The sequence below is a fragment of the Pseudofulvimonas gallinarii genome, assembly GCF_004343305.1.
Classification (GTDB): domain Bacteria; phylum Pseudomonadota; class Gammaproteobacteria; order Xanthomonadales; family UBA2363; genus Pseudofulvimonas; species Pseudofulvimonas gallinarii.
Genome location: NZ_SMAF01000014.1, coordinates 1 through 15063, shown reverse-complemented (window position 1 = coordinate 15063; position 15063 = coordinate 1). Strand labels below are relative to the sequence as shown.

11 protein-coding genes are annotated in these 15063 nt (G+C 67.9%); 7 read left to right on the top strand and 4 right to left on the bottom strand.

What is annotated here, in order from left to right; all coding sequences use genetic code 11:
* Positions 1-2325 carry a DUF11 domain-containing protein gene (locus tag EDC25_RS09850; RefSeq protein ID WP_132577453.1) on the bottom strand — a complete coding sequence of 775 codons (2325 nt, stop codon included), beginning with the start codon at positions 2323-2325 and terminating at the stop codon, positions 1-3.
* 338 nt (positions 2326-2663) lie between these two features.
* Here EDC25_RS09850 and metK point away from each other — a divergent pair, with 338 nt between their 5' ends.
* The gene (metK, locus tag EDC25_RS09845; protein ID WP_132577452.1) at positions 2664-3875 is read left to right on the top strand and encodes a methionine adenosyltransferase; all 1212 of its coding nucleotides are present in this window, start codon (positions 2664-2666) and stop codon (positions 3873-3875) included.
* Positions 3876-3933: 58 nt separating this feature from the next.
* Here the strand turns inward: metK and EDC25_RS09840 are convergent, their stop codons facing one another.
* Positions 3934-4257, bottom strand: a complete 324-nt coding sequence (locus EDC25_RS09840) for a GSU2403 family nucleotidyltransferase fold protein (RefSeq protein ID WP_132577451.1) — start codon at positions 4255-4257, stop codon at positions 3934-3936.
* 212 nt (positions 4258-4469) lie between these two features.
* The gene (locus tag EDC25_RS09835; RefSeq protein ID WP_132577450.1) at positions 4470-5057 is read right to left on the bottom strand and encodes an IMPACT family protein; all 588 of its coding nucleotides are present in this window, start codon (positions 5055-5057) and stop codon (positions 4470-4472) included.
* Positions 5058-5281: 224 nt separating this feature from the next.
* Between EDC25_RS09835 and EDC25_RS09830 the strand changes: the two genes are divergently transcribed.
* Positions 5282-6343 (top strand): right-handed parallel beta-helix repeat-containing protein, encoded by a 1062-nt coding sequence (locus EDC25_RS09830; RefSeq protein WP_132577449.1) that lies wholly within the window; start codon positions 5282-5284, stop codon positions 6341-6343.
* Between the two features lie 254 nt (positions 6344-6597).
* Here EDC25_RS09830 and EDC25_RS09825 read toward each other — a convergent pair whose 3' ends face one another.
* The gene (locus EDC25_RS09825; protein WP_123521086.1) at positions 6598-7680 is read right to left on the bottom strand and encodes a hypothetical protein; all 1083 of its coding nucleotides are present in this window, start codon (positions 7678-7680) and stop codon (positions 6598-6600) included.
* 456 nt (positions 7681-8136) lie between these two features.
* Here EDC25_RS09825 and EDC25_RS09820 point away from each other — a divergent pair, with 456 nt between their 5' ends.
* The 5 genes from EDC25_RS09820 (at position 8137) to EDC25_RS09800 (ending at position 14293) form a co-directional block, all read left to right on the top strand.
* On the top strand, positions 8137-9339 hold the full coding sequence (locus EDC25_RS09820) for an MHYT domain-containing protein (RefSeq protein ID WP_123521087.1): 1203 nt from the start codon (positions 8137-8139) through the stop codon (positions 9337-9339).
* Positions 9340-9477: 138 nt separating this feature from the next.
* On the top strand, positions 9478-10119 hold the full coding sequence (locus EDC25_RS09815; RefSeq protein ID WP_123521088.1) for a CDP-alcohol phosphatidyltransferase family protein: 642 nt from the start codon (positions 9478-9480) through the stop codon (positions 10117-10119).
* A complete protein-coding gene (locus EDC25_RS09810; RefSeq protein WP_123521089.1) occupies positions 10116-10715 on the top strand; it encodes a lysophospholipid acyltransferase family protein in 600 nt (199 codons plus the stop codon). The genes EDC25_RS09815 and EDC25_RS09810 overlap by 4 nt, the downstream gene beginning before the upstream one ends.
* Positions 10712-11680 carry a phosphatidate cytidylyltransferase gene (locus EDC25_RS09805; RefSeq protein ID WP_123521090.1) on the top strand — a complete coding sequence of 323 codons (969 nt, stop codon included), beginning with the start codon at positions 10712-10714 and terminating at the stop codon, positions 11678-11680. The genes EDC25_RS09810 and EDC25_RS09805 overlap by 4 nt, the downstream gene beginning before the upstream one ends.
* 171 nt (positions 11681-11851) lie before the next feature.
* Positions 11852-14293 carry an ABC transporter permease gene (locus tag EDC25_RS09800; RefSeq protein ID WP_132577448.1) on the top strand — a complete coding sequence of 814 codons (2442 nt, stop codon included), beginning with the start codon at positions 11852-11854 and terminating at the stop codon, positions 14291-14293.
* Positions 14294-15063 lie beyond the last annotated feature (770 nt).

Sequence of the window (15063 nt, the reverse complement as noted above, 5' to 3'; positions counted from 1 at the left end):
CTAGGGAATCGTGATCGGATTGCCCGCCGAGTTGTACCAGTACCGGACGATGGTCATCGGGAAGCCGCCACCGGACGTGGTGTCGAGCTCGGCGTAGCCATAGTTGATCTGGTTGGTGACCGGGTTGCGGAAGCGGAAGCCCAGATAGCCATGGGTGCCGGCACGCCAGTCGGCCATGTAGACCGACATCGAGTTTCCGTCCACCGCGTCGAACGTGGCCGCCGGCCCGATGACCGTGCCGGAAGGCAGGGCCGCGTACTTGCCGCCTACGACCATGCCGGCGCGATCCAGGGTGTCGTCATTGGGATAGAACCAGAAAGAGAGCAGGTTGCCCGCCTGGCTGTAGGGGTTGATGTCGTAACCGGTTTCGGTATCGCAATTGCAGGTGGCGCCGGTGAACCAGTTGATCGAGAAGCCGGTGATGCCCACCGCTGAAGTGACCGTGTGGTTCACCACGCCGCTGTCGACGATGTCCGGGTCGACCGCGGCGCCGCAGCTGCCGTCTTCACCGTCTTCGAAACCGCTGCAGAAGATGGCATCCGGACGCGGCGGTTCGCCGGTGATCTCGACCTCCACCGAATCGGAGTTGTTGCTGCCGTTCGGATCCGGATTGGCGGCCGAGGCCTCGACCGACACTGTCACCGGGCCGGTTTCCGTGGCCACCACGTTCGCCAGCACCGTGACCGCCGACGCGGCGCCGTTGTTGAGCGGATTCGCGTAGGCGCAGTTGACGAAGTCGCCGGACGGCGAGCAGCTCCAGCCGGTGCCGGTTGCGCTGGCGAAGGCCAGGCCGTCCGGCAGCGACACCGAGACCGATACGTTGCTGGCGGCACCCGGACCGCTGTTGCTGACATTCGACACGATCGACAGCTGTTCGCCGATATCGACCGGATCCGGCGTCGCGGACAGCGTGACGGCGATGTCGGCGTCGTCCAGCGGCGTGCCACGGTAGCCGTCGAACACTTCCGGCGCGGTGCCGGCCGGATCGAGCCAGTTGCTCAGCCGCGTGGCGTTGGAGCCGCCGCCGTTCCAGCTCTGGTAGATGCGGCCATACCAGTCCTGCGTGTTGCTGGAACAGGACGCGTAGCCGCCATGCAGGGTGCCGATCAGATGGCCCGACGGCGCGAACAGCGCCGAACCGGACGAGCCGCCCTCGGTGGTGCCGTGCTCCCAGTTGCCGATGCGGTAGTGCGAACCGGAGGCGGACGCGGCGTCACTCAGGTACGAGGTGACGGAGAGCGAATCGTCATCCTTGGAGATCCGCTTTTCGTGACCGGCCGGATGATGGATGGTGACCGCGCCGGTGACCTGCGGATTGCCCGGCGTCGCCAGGTTGCGGCGATCCCAGCCGACGAAGAACGGATCTTCCGACGGCGGCACCGGCGCATTGAGTTCCACCAGGCTGGTGTCGTTGCTCGAGTAGGTCATGCGCAGCGTGGCGCCGTTCGAGAACGTCGCCGGTCGCGGCAGCGACGAGCCGCTGGCGCCGGAGCCCGGCGTGCGGCAGGTCGCCGACTGGTAGTTCCAGTAGACGCGCATCGTCTGCGCGACCTCTTCGGTGCTGACGCAGTGGTTGGCGGTCAGGAAATAGGGCACCGGCGTGCCCGCCGTGTTGGCGACCAGCGTGCCGGTGCAGACATAGTTGCCGTTCGGGCGCGTGAAGATGTACTGGCCGACGCCGTCGATCTGGTCGCCCCAGGTATCGCCGAGCGGGCAGGCGACGTCGATGTTGCAGGCACCGGAGGTGATGGTGTCCGGGTGGTCCTGCAGGCCGAACAGGCCGCGGTACCCGTAGGTCACGCCGGCAAGGTGCAGGTTGATGCCGTCACGCTGCGCGCTGTCGGCCACCACTTCCAGGCGCAGGCGCTCGCCCGGGACCAGCGCGGTGTAGTACTGGCCGTCGGCGAGCGCGTCACTGCCGCGGATCGGACCGAGCACGTAGCTGCGGTCGGCGTTGGACAGATACAGCTCGGCGCCTTCGGGAAGCTGGAAGCGCGAGAAGTGCAGGTCCAGCGACACGGCGTCCTCGGAGGCGATGTCCAGGGCCCATACGCTGCGTCCATCGACTTCGGTCCACGCGCCGCGACGGGCAGCGCCGCCATTCAGCAGGGCCTGGTCGACGCGCTGGACGTCACCGATGCGCAGCGGCTGGCCGATCGCCTTGCTGTCTTCCTCGACGAGACGGCGCACATCGGATTTCGGAATCGTCAGCTGGGCGACCTGCAGGTCGGACTTGAGGTAGGCGCTGGGCAGCGCAGGAGTGTCCGCCCAGGACACCGGAAGTGCCGACATCAAGCCGGCGGCAAGGAGCGTGCGGAACAACATTGCCGGTAAACCTCCATCGTGTGCGGTAGGAGCCTGGCCGCAGCGAACGGATGTGAAAAAAGCGCGTTGCGCGTTGGCCAGGCGGTCAAGTGTAGGGGTCACTTTGTCGCCCGAACTGGACGATGGGGTCCTGAAACAACACGTCGGACCCGTCGTCGTCAAACGCGCATGGCGACTGGAGGGCAATGCGTGCCGAACGTCGCAAAGCCGACATCGGGGGCGGGCCGGCTGAACGGCCGGCGACGCCACGGGGCCGGCAGATGCAATCCGGGGCGGCGGGCGCTATCATTTCGCGCTCGCTTGATCTCTTCATCCGAAACAAGGGATATATCGCCGCCATGAGCAGCACCCTCTTCACCTCCGAATCGGTGTCCGAAGGTCATCCGGACAAGGTTGCCGACCAGATTTCCGATGCCGTGCTCGACGCCATCCTGGCGCAGGACCAGCGTGCGCGCGTGGCGTGCGAAACCATGGTGAAGACCGGTGTCGCCATCGTTGCCGGCGAGATCACCACCAGCGCCTGGATCGACCTGGAAGCGCTGACCCGCAAGGTCATCCTCGACATCGGCTATGACAGCTCCGACGTCGGCTTCGACGGCGCCACCTGCGGCGTGCTCAACCTGATCGGCAAGCAGTCGCCGGACATCAACCAGGGCGTCGACCGCAAGAAGCCGGAAGAACAGGGCGCGGGTGACCAGGGCCTGATGTTCGGTTATGCGACCAACGAAACCGACAGCTACATGCCGGCGGCGATCCACCTGTCGCACCGTCTGGTCGAGCAGCAGGCGAAGGTCCGCAAGAAGAAGAACTCGCCGCTGCCGTGGCTGCGTCCGGACGCCAAGTCGCAGGTCACCCTGCGTTACGAGGATGGCAAGGCCGTCGCCATCGACGCGGTGGTACTGTCGACGCAGCATGATCCGGGCATCAAGCAGAAGGATCTGGTCGAGGCCGTGCGCGAGTACATCCTCAAGCCGGTGCTGCCCGCGAAGTGGCTGCACAAGGGCACCAAGTTCCACATCAATCCGACCGGCAAGTTCGTCATCGGTGGCCCGGTGGGCGACTGCGGCCTGACCGGCCGCAAGATCATCGTCGACACCTACGGCGGCTGGGCCCGCCATGGTGGTGGTGCGTTCTCCGGCAAGGATCCGTCCAAGGTCGACCGCAGCGCCGCCTATGCCGCGCGCTATGTCGCCAAGAACGTGGTCGCCGCCGGCCTGGCGGATCGCTGCGAAGTGCAGGTGAGCTATGCCATCGGCGTCGCCGAGCCGACCTCGATCTCGGTCACCACCTTCGGCACCGGCCGGATCAGCGACGACCGGATCGAGAAGCTGATCCGCAAGCATTTCGACCTGCGTCCGTACGGCATCATCAAGATGCTCGACCTGGTGCACCCGATCTACCAGCGCACCGCCAGCTACGGCCACTTCGGCCGCAAGCCGGAAGCGGTCACCTACACCGATGCCAATGGCAAGCCGGTCACCGCCACCGCGTTCTCGTGGGAGCAGACCGACAAGGCCGAGGCGCTGCGCGCCGCCGCCCGCCTGAAGTAATCGCGGCGGCTTCGTTCGCCGCCACCGCCCCGGGCTGCCACGCGCGGCCCGGGGCGTTTCAGCCCGCCATCGCCTCGAATTGCGAGACGATATCGCGCAGGGTCGTCGGTGCCGCTTTCAGCGAAGCGCGCGCGCGCTTTTCCCAACCCGTTCCGCGCGAGGCCAGATCCGTCCAGGCTTGCGCGAGCAGCTCGGGCGCACGCTCCAGGTGCCATTCGATCAGCGCCAGCGCCTGCAACACGTCCTTATGGTATTTGACATGCCGCGGCCCGCGCTCGGCCGCCACCAGCAACTTGTGCAGGCCATAGCGGGCCGGGTCGGGCAGGTTGACCATGCAGGCGTTGGCGCGGTCCAGCAGTACACCATGCCCCGGTCGTTCCAGATCGAACTGCTGCTGGCGGCGACACTCGTTCCGCCGACCGAATCTCTCTACGACGGCGTGTACCTTGTGCCCGAGACCGCAGGGGAAGTCGTCCGGTTCTACATCGACATCGGCGGTAGTTGGAACACGATCACCCCAACCGCCGCCGCGCGGATCGGTGCGCCCGCGCGTCTCACAGCGAAGTCATCTCGGCGCGAGTGTTGCCGGGTTGATCAAGCAGATTCGGCGAAAACGATGCGCCCGCGGCTGAGGTCGGTGAGCGCGCTGCGCAGCGCCCCTTCGTGGCTGGCCGGAAGCTGGATGCGCAGGTGCAGGCCGTTGGCGCCGTAATCGTGGCCGAGTACCTGGCCACCATGTGTGGCCAACGCAGCGCGCGCCGCCTGCTCCAGCGCGAAGTCGATGACGAACGACAACGCTGCCTGCTCGACGATGGCTTGTCGCGCGGCACGGCGCAGGCACTCGCTGGCGCAACCGCCGTAGGCGCGCGCCAGGCCGCCGGTACCCAGCTTGATGCCACCGAACCAGCGCGCCACACGCACGGCGACGCGATCCAGTCCCTGGCCATCGATGGCGGCGAGGATCGGTTTGCCGGCGGTGCCGCCGACTTCGCCGTCGTCGTTGAAGCGGTAGTCGTTGCCGATGCGGTACGCCCAGGCGTTGTGGTGGGCATCGGCAATGCGCTGCGCGTGCAATACCTCAACCGCATGATCGACGTCGCGAACCGGCATCGCCAGGGCGACGAACCGGCTGCGATTGACTTCGAGGGTGTGCTCGGCGATCTGGGAGAGTGTTTCGCTCATGCACGTCCATGATGCCCGATGCCAGCGGATCGGCACATCGACGCGCTTCAATGCCGCCTGTGGCGTAATCCGAAGACCGCCTGGCAAAGCGCGCAGCACAGCTGCGGTCATGATCCCGCGTGGCCCCTGGCGCCTGCAACGTCCGTGGTTCAGAACATCGGTGTCGCTTGCCGGGCCATTCGGTCCGGGCGGCACGGTGTGCACCTGCCGACTGGAGTCCTTTCATGATCCTGCCTCGATTGACTGCTGTTGCCGGGCTGGTGATGGCCGGGCTGACCTGCGGCAGCGCCGATGCCGCGACCTGGTGCGTCGGCACCAGCGGCGAGCTGTACCAGGCGCTGCTTGCCAGCAGCCTCAACAGCGAGGCCGATGTCATCCGCCTGCAAGCCGGCACCTACACCTCCGGGTTGCCGGAAGGCTTCACTGCCAGCATCACCGGTGGCGGGCTGGAGCTGTCCGGCGGCTGGTCGAGCGGCTGCATGTTCCGGTCGCGCAGCGCCCGCAGCACCATCGACGGCCAGTATCAGCGGACGGCCCTGCGCATCGGTGGCACCCCGAACGCGCATCGCACCGTCCGCATCACCCAGCTTTCCTTTGTCCGCGGCGTCGGCAATGAGTTCGGCGGCCTGTCAGTGTCGGGCAGTGGCAGCGCCACCGTGGAGGTGGAGATAGAACGCTGCCGCTTCCACGACAACACCAACAGCGATCCGGACGACTACATCGGTGGCGGCTTGTACCTCAACGCCGATGAGATCCGCGTGTTGGGCAATGTCTTTACCGACAACCACGCCGGTGTCAGCGGCGGCGCGGCGGCGTTGACCTGTTTCGGCGGGCTCGGCGCTTTCAGCAACAACACCGTCGTGCGCAACACCGCAGCCTTCGGCCAGGCGACCGTCACCGGTGGCGTCAGCCTTGGCGGCAATTGCCAGTGGGAGGTCGCCAACAACATCCTCTGGGACAACGAAGGCCATGACCTGCATGTTCCGGACAACCGGGCGGCGCTGCGGCACAACAATCTCGACGACCTGCGTGGCGTGCCGGTTGCCAGCAGCGGCAATATCGCGGTCGATCCGATGTTCGTCAGCGCCGGCATCCTGCGCCTGCAACGCGCCTCGCCGCTGATCGACGCCGGCTTCAACGAGGCCTTCCTCGGGCTGCCGCAGTACTCCTACGACGGCGGCATCCGTATCGCCGGCCCGAACATCGACATCGGTGCCTACGAGCTGGACACCTTGTTCGCCGACGATTTCGATCCGGTTTTCATCATCGGCGACGAAGGCGACTGAAGCGGAAAGCGCCAGGACAAGTTCCGTCTCAGCGGAAATGTGGCGTTTGATCCAGTCCTGCGAACCTTCGCGCCGCACCGCGGTGCGCCGTGGGCGCATTGCGATCCGGCGGCGACGGTGCCGCCAGTACAGCGTGACATTAGAGCCGTCGGGAACGCGGCCGACCCGCTGATGGCCGAGGGCTTCGAGGGCTGTGTCCCCGGGCTGTCGGGCAGCGCCGGCGCGCGCTCCCCGGCAGCAGGCGGACGATCGCCTCAGTCAGTCTGAAGTGCGCGCGCCGGATGGATCTGAACGGGCTGCAGCGGGTCGAAGCCGTCGCAGAAAATGCCGTCGGCGAAGCCGAACGCGCAGGGTACATGTGTCGGTACGTCCAGCCAGGCGCAATGCTGGGGCGTGGGATCGTCGGCGCAGGCCAGCAGCACGGCGGGATCGGGGCTGGCGCCATCGTTGATCGAGGCGACCACCGGCAGCGGGCCGGGTGTCTCCATGCCGATACGCGGCCGGACGCCGAGGGTGAGCTGCACGGTGCCGGACGTCGTGGCCGGCAGGCCGGCACCGCTGCACGTCACCGTCTGGCCGGTGTTCCAGGTGCCCGCTGCCGTGCAGGTCAGGGTCAGCCCGACGGTGCTCGTGTTCGCCGGCAGCCACTGGAAACCAGGCGGCAGGCTCGTCTGCAGATGGGTGGCCGTGGAGGGCGCATTGCCGTTGTTGCGGGCGAACAGGACGATACTGGAGGGATGGTCGGGTTCGAAGACCGCCGGATAGAACACGGGATTCTGGAACAGCAGCACCGGCGCCGGAGCGGGGGCAATCGAACTGGTGTAATCGTCGCAGTAATTCGGGAAAATGTCGTCCAGGCACTCGGCCAGGGTGACCGAGTTCGCCGGCAGGTCCTCGTCGACGGCCATCACCAGGCGGATCGCGCCGAGCGGCGCGTCCACAGCGACGTTGACGTAGAGCAGGAGCTGGGCGCTGGAGTACGAGCCACCCGTCACCGCGCCGCCGGTGCAGGCGACGTACTGCCCGCCGCCCGGCGCCGCGGTGACGCTGCAGGTGGCCGGATTCATCGGATTGCTGGCGGTGTGGTGGTCGTAGGTCAGGCCGGGTGGCAGCAGGAAGTACATGCTGCTGCGCGCGAAACTGGACGGGCAGCCGGGCACCGTGTTGAGACAGCGGCTGATGCCCGCCTGGATGCGCGCCTGGGTTCCGCGCAGGAACACGGTGCCGGGCACCGTGCCGCCCGAGGTCAGTTGCGCGTTGAGGTAAGGCGTCGGGGCCGCTGTCGCCTTCAGTGACGGCAGCAGGCACAACAGGGCGATCAGGACAGGGCGCAGCATCGCGGGACTCCGGCGTGGCGAGGATACGCAGGCTAGGCGTCCACGCCGCGCAGCGGCACCCCGCGAATGGGGGAGTGGCGTGGACAGGGCGACCGCATGCGATTGCCTGGGGGACCCCCCGACGAGCTCCGGACCCTGCGGTGCCCGCCGCGGCATGCGCGCCTCCCGGCCGCCGCACCGCTGGCGAGCGTTGATCTGATGGCCACTGCGCAGACCGACGACGACTCCAGCCCGTGGTCCCGATGACGCGGATGCTGTCACCTCGACAACGAGAACACGATCACAAGAAAAACTGACTGGATGGCGCCGAACTGCAAAAAGTTGTTACGAATCTCGTTTTGACGGCGAATCCGTCCGCATTTTCGTCTCGGCGTCCAGTTGGCCGGCTAGTATCCGTCCGCATCGATAGCCACCTCGGCGAACGGCGCCAGAGGGGTCGATGGGGAGAACACCACTATGCAAGGGGAATACGATCTCGGGATCGTCCTGGTTTCCTATCTGGTTGCCGTACTGGCTTCGTTCACCGCGCTGGAGTTCGCCGGCAAGGTGCTGCGTCCCGGACGGCGTATCTGGCCCTGGGTGCTGTCCGGCTCTGTGGCGATGGGCACCGGCATCTGGTCCATGCATTTCGTCGGCATGGAGGCGTTCAAGCTGCCCATCGACATTGCCTACGACATTCCACTGACGATCCTGTCCTGGGTCGCCGCCGTGGCGGTCTCGGCGCTGGCACTGTGGGCCCTGTCGAGGCTGCGTTCGCGCAGCAACCGTCTCGACCCCCGGATTGTCGTCCCTTCAGGCCTGCTCATGGCCGCCGGCATCTGCACGATGCACTACAGCGGCATGTACGCGATGGGGATGTCACCGGGCATCACCTACGATCCGGTTCTGCTGGTCGCCTCGTTCCTGATCGCGGCCAGCGCCTCCGTCGTGACCTTGATGATCGCAGTCGCCCTGCGCGAGATCACCCGGCTGAGCCACCTGCTCTTGCGCATCGGCGCGGCGCTGGTCATGGGCGTGGCCATCGCCGGCATGCATTACACCGGCATGGCGGCCGCGAGTTTCGCGCCGGACGCATTGTGTACGATAACCGGTGGCCTGGAGGCGGGCTGGACCGTGGGACCGGTGACCCTGGTGACGGCGATCATCCTGGTCGCGGCACTGTTGTTTTCCTACCGCGACACACGTGCAATCCGTCTGCGTGCGGAGCAGGAGCGGCTGGCGCAGTTGGAAGCCGAGCGTCGTGCGTTCGAGGACCCGACGACCGGCTTGTACAACCGCGCCTGGCTGACACGGGAACTGGCCAACCGGCAGGTGCTGGAAGGCGAACGCATGTCGGTCGTGCTGCTGGAGTCCGCTACTGCACTGTCGGCCTCCGCAGCGCGCGCATTGGGCGCCTGGTTGAAACAGACATTCCCCAATGCCAGCGCGGCCGTACTCCAGCCCGGCGTGCATTATCTCGTGGTCGAAGGGGACGGTGGACCCGCCGTCCGGCAAATGCTTCTGGCCAAGCTGCCGAACAGCCACCTGGCGACGGCGGCTCAGTGGCGCGTCGGCATCGCCAGCTGCCCGGAACATGCACGCACGCCGTTCCGCCTGCTTTCGGTGGCAAGGTCGGTCGCCGACGCAGTCGTCGAGCCGGGAGAAGCGGCGCTGGCCTGAAGGGCCCGGCCGGGTGCGCGGCAGCTCGCTGCACGCACCCGGCATGCGAGTTCGCGAGCCCGCCCCGCTGCATCCCGGCGCGGCCGACGTTGACGCCGGGCGGGCTGCTACCATCGCGCGGCCATTGTGGACGAACGCATGAACGGAAACGCAGGGGACCGCCGGCCGCTGAAGACGCGCGGTGCGGGTTGGGCGCGCGCATTGGCAGGCGGCCTGGCGCGTTCGTCGATCACGCCGAACCAGATCTCCACGCTCAGCATCGTCTTCGCACTCGCCGGTGCTGGCGCGCTGCTGTACTGGCCTTCACCCTTCGCCTTGCTCCTGTGCGCGGTCTGCATCCAGTTGCGCCTGCTCTGCAATCTGCTTGATGGCATGGTCGCCATCGAAGGCGGCAAGTCGACGCCGGCCGGTGCGCTGTACAACGAGTTCCCGGACCGCATCGCCGATTCGCTGTTCCTGGTCGCGCTGGGACATGCCGCCGGCGAGCCCTGGCTGGGCTGGCTGGCTGCGCTGCTGGCGGCGCTGACCGCCTATGTCCGGGTCACCGGTGGCAGTCTCGGCCTGGCGCAGGACTTCCGCGGCCCGATGGCGAAACCGCAGCGCATGGCGCTGATGACCCTCGCCTGCCTGGCGGCGATGGTCGAGTGGTATTGGCGCGGCACGACGATGTCGCTGCTGGTCGCCGCCTGGATGATCGCCATCGGCAGCGCGCTGACCTGCGTGCTGCGCACGCGCGCGATCGCCGGCCAGTTGCGGGCGCGACAGCAGGGCGCCGCATGATCGCGCGCCTGCTGGTCGGCCTGGTGAAGCTGCTGTTCGGCGCCTATCCGCGCTGGCTGGGCAATGCACCGACGATGCGGCAACGCATCTACTTCGCCAACCATGCCAGCCACCTCGACACGGTGACGCTGTGGGCGGCGCTGCCGCCGGCGCTGCGACGGCAGACGCGACCGGTGGCGGCGCGCGACTACTGGGCTGGCGGCGGACTGAAAGGACTGATCGCGCATCGTGGCCTCAATGTCGTGCTGATCGATCGCCAGCGCGAGCAGCGCGAGGGCGACCCGCTGCAGCCGCTGTACGACGCGCTCGATCGCGGTGATTCGCTGATCCTGTTCCCGGAAGGCACGCGCCACGACGATGCCGAGCCGCACGAATTCAAGGCCGGGCTCTTCCACCTGGCGCGTCGTTTTCCGCAGGTGGAACTGGTGCCCGTCTACCTCGACAACGCACGTCGCTGCCTGCCCAAGGGCAGCTGGTGGCCGGTGCCGCTGGTCTGCTCGGCACGCTTCGGCACGCCAGTGGCCCTGCGCGCCGACGAGGACAAGACCACTTTCCTGGCCCGCGCCCGCGCGGCCGTTCTGGCGTTGATGGCATGAACACCCTGCGTACGTACGTCGATGGCGTCATCGCCCAGACACCACCGGCGTTCTGGTGGCTGATGGGCGGCATCCTCGCATTGCTGGTAGTCGCCAGCGTGATCGGCGCGACGCTGGCGTCGCGTCGCCCCGGCAACGCCGTGATCGACAACCTCAATGCGCGCATCGCCGCCTGGTGGTGGATGGTGGCGGTGCTGACCGTGTGCTTCCTGCTGGGGCCGACGGCGACCATCGTCGTTTTCGCGGTGACCTCGTTCCTGGCCCTGCGCGAATTCCTCAGCCTGACGCCGACGCGCCGCGGCGACCACTGGGTGCTGGTGCTGTGCTTCTACGTTGCCATCCCGCTGCAGTTCTGGCTGATCCACAGCGACTGGTATGGGCTGTTCGCCATCCTGATCCCGGTCTATGCCTTCGTGCTGCTGCCGGCGGTGGCGGCGCTCGCGGGTGATACCGACCAGTTCCTGGAGCGCGCGACCAAGGTGCAGTGGGGCCTGATGCTGACGGTTTACTGCATCAGCCACGCACCGGCGCTGCTGATGCTCGACATCCCCGGCTTCGAGGGCCGCAACCTGCTGCTGCTCCTGTACCTGCTGCTGGTGGTGCAGATCAGCGACGTGCTGCAGTACGTCGCTGGCAAGCTGTTCGGACGCCACAAGCTGGCGCCGTCAGTGAGTCCGTCCAAGACCGTCGAGGGCCTGGTGCTGGGCGGCGCGGCCGCGGTCGGCATCGGCGCCGCGCTGTGGTGGGCGACGCCGTTCACGCCGCTGCACGCTGCCGGGTTGTCGCTGGTGATCGTGCTGGCCGGCTTCCTCGGTGGACTCGCGCTGTCGGCGGTGAAGCGCAGCCTCGGCGCCAAGGACTGGGGCGCGATGATCGAAGGCCACGGCGGCATGCTCGACCGCATGGACTCCGTGTGCTTCGCCGCGCCGCTGTTCTTCCACCTGGTGCGCTACGCCTACACCTGAGCCGCTCACGCGCGCGTGGGCTGATCGCTTCCGGACACGGCGACTGTCCGCTTCCGATATCCGGGCCAAAGCGACATAAGGCGCCGGTGAAGCGTGTGCCGGCCATGACCATCTGCACGGGAAGCCGGTGCCGCGCGCCGCAAAAGTGGACGCCATCACCGGAGTCCACCCATGTCCCGTCTAGTCAGCAGCGCACGCCTCGCCATCCGCGGCCTCGTCCGCAATTGCCGCGCTTCCCTCGTGATGGTGGCGACGCTCGCGATCCTCATTGCCGTTCTCTGCGCGCTCGCTTCACTCGGATACAACCTCCTCGTCTCGCCCTGGACCTATGACAGCAACCGCTTCGGCGTGCTGCGCCACGGCGTGGCCGGCTCGACACAGGAGCGTTACGGTTTCGCTGCCGACGAGTTCCGACTGATCCGTGACGCCGGCCTGTTCGATGCCGTTGTCGCCAGCCAGCGTGTGCCGGTCGCCTACGGTGACGGCACCGGCTCCGCTCGTCCCAGGATACTCGTTCGCACGACGCCCGATGCCTTGCGGGTGACGGCGGCGCAGCCCCTGCTCGGCCGCTTCGTCGGGGCTGGCGAATCGGGTGCGGACAACCGGGTCGTGCTTTCGCACGAGCTCTGGCTGGACCGTTTCGGAGGCGATCCGCAGGTGCTGGGCCGGACACTGCAGCTGGACGGCAGCGCCTACGAAATCGTTGGCGTGATGCCGCCGAGGTTCCATTTCATGGGCGGCGACTTCTGGTCCGCGCATGTGTCCGACCTGGAGCGCGACGACTCGCCGGAGACACGTCTGGTGCTCAACGTCGCGCTGCCGCCCGGCACGCGCGTCGACCAGCTCGGGCCGCGGCTTCAGGCGCTGGCGCAGCGGCTGGTCGACAATGCCGCGCCGGATCGCTATCCGCGCGGCTGGCAGATCACCGCGCTGCGCGTCATCGATGCGGTGACGGGACCGCAACGGCCCGCGGTGATCCTCGTCGTGGCCGGTGCCGGCCTGCTGTTGCTGCTCGGCGTGCTCAATGTGGCCGCGCTGCTGGTGGCGCGCCAGATCGCCGATTCGGCGATGCTGGCGACGCGACGCGCTCTTGGGGAATCGGCAGTTCGCGCGGCAATGGTCGCCTTCCTGGAATCACTCGTCGTCGCGTCCGTGGCGGTGGCGCTGGCGGTTCCGCTGGGCCAGCTGCTGTTCGAACGTTTCGTCGGGCTGGTCGCCCTGGAATGGGTGCCGCGCGAGCTGGAAGGCGCCTTCCGGTACTCAACGCCGGCGCTGGCCGTGCTGCCATTGGTCGCGCTGGCGACGGCGGCGGTACTGACCCTCCTCCGGCTTCCAGGGCTGCTGCGCATGGATACGCGGACGGTGATCGGGGGCGGCAACCGCGCAGGCACCCGTCGTGGCGAAATCAACGCGACGCGCTGGCTGTCGGGGCTGCAGATCGCCATGGCGGCCGCGATCCTGGTCGGTGCCCTGGCGATCGGCGGCGGTGCGAACTCGCTGCTGTCGCGCGACCTCGGTTTCGATCCGCGGGCGACGCAACACGCGATGCTTTCGCTGCCGCGCGCCGATATCGCCGATGGCGTGGCCCGCGTGGCGACGCTGGAGCGGATCGCCGACGAACTGCAGCGACGGGGTGCCCATTCCGTCGCCTTCACCAGTGCCGCGCCGATGCAGCGCTACTCGCGCAGCGGGATCATCAGCGACGCCTCGGGCGCGGAACTGGATGATGACGTGCCGATCGATTTCCACGCCGTGCACGGCCGCTTCGGCGACGCCCTGGGCCTGCGCATCCGCGAGGGCCGGATGATCGATGCGGCCATCGACCAGGACCGCGCCGAGCCGGTCGCCGTCATCACCCGTGCGCTGGCCGAACGCCTGGCAGCCGAAGGCAGCGCGGTCGGTCAAAGCATCGTCGCCGCGGCCGCCGGCGGCGAAGCGGTCCGTCGCCGGATCATCGGCGTCGTCGACGACATCCTGCATGAAAGCCCGTTGTCGACGATCCGCCCGACGCTGTTCGTGCCTTACGTGCAGGACGCGGCGAGCATGGCCGGCGGTGGCGGCCAGGTCGTGCTCGTCGTCCGCTGGCGGGCGGCCGCTGCGGGCGTGGAGCCGGCCATGGACGGGAGCCGCGTGCAGGCCGCGGTTGCCGCCGTCGATCCCTGGATCGCCGTGGGCGAGGTGACGACGATGACGACGCGCGCGGAGCGCAGCATCGCCGGTGTCACCCTGGCCTCGCGCCTGTTCGCAGGCTTCGCGCTGCTGGGCCTGCTGCTGGCGTCGATGGGCATTGCCTGCGTCGCCGAACTGGTCGTCGCACGGCAGCAGCACGGGATGGCCGTGCGCGCCGCATTGGGCGCGTCGCCGCGCCGGCTGCTGGCGCAGGTGCTGCGCGGCAGCCTGGTCATCGCCGTGCCCGCGGCCGTCGTCGGCACGTTGCTGGCCTGGATGCTGGATGGCGTCCTGGCCGGCGCCATTCAGGGCCGCGCGGATATCGGTCCGCTGCTGGCCCTCGGCACCGCTTCGATCCTGCTGGCCTGCGCACTGGTGGCGACGATCCTTCCGGCGCGCAAGGCCATGCGCATCCAGCCGCTGGCCGTGCTCAAGGGCAGCTGACACCACGGCGGCTGCGAGATGTCGGGCGGCGCTGCTGGCGAGTGGGCCCGGACCTGTCCTGGGGTCCAGCCGCTGTCGGCAGCGCCACGTCCACGTTCGTGTCCATCGGACGCACTGCGCCCGGTCCTGGCCACTGCCGTCGCCACGCCGACAGGAAGGTTTGTGGCTGCCTGCATGCCTCAACCCGGCATCGGCTGGCGTCAGGTCGGCAGCAGACGGCCCCGCGCCAGATCCGGTCTCGTCGCATCGTGCGGACGGGCCGGCCTGCCAGGCATGGCAACCGTGATGGATTCACGGCGGCCTGGCTGCAGGCGGATGGACACGCGGAGACCCGCCATGGCGTGGCGGTCAGGGCTTCTGCCGTCGCCACGGATGGCGCTCACTGCGGTTAACCGGCATCCATCAGCGCCGGGTCGGCGCTGATGGATGAAGATGTGCTGCCGGTCGCCGGTAACGCGCGTAGGGCGCGCATCAGTGACGGTCCTTTCGTCGTGGAGGCTGCTGTCCGCCCGGTGGCGTGCCCGAGCTGACCACTAGCAGCCTGTTGAAATTCGGTCAGACGAAGCCCGCGAGTTCTGCGGTTCTGGTGTTTTCGTGGCAATCAGCCGCCGATCAATCGCTTTTCCAGCCTTGAAGCAGGCCAATTCCTGACTTCCGGGCGCGCGTCTCCCGCACGGGTCGCCATCAGGCGGCCCCCGCGGTGATCAACTTGCGTAGACGGACGAGATTGCTCGCCGCCATCCCAAGCTGGAACAGTGCCTCGACCTTCG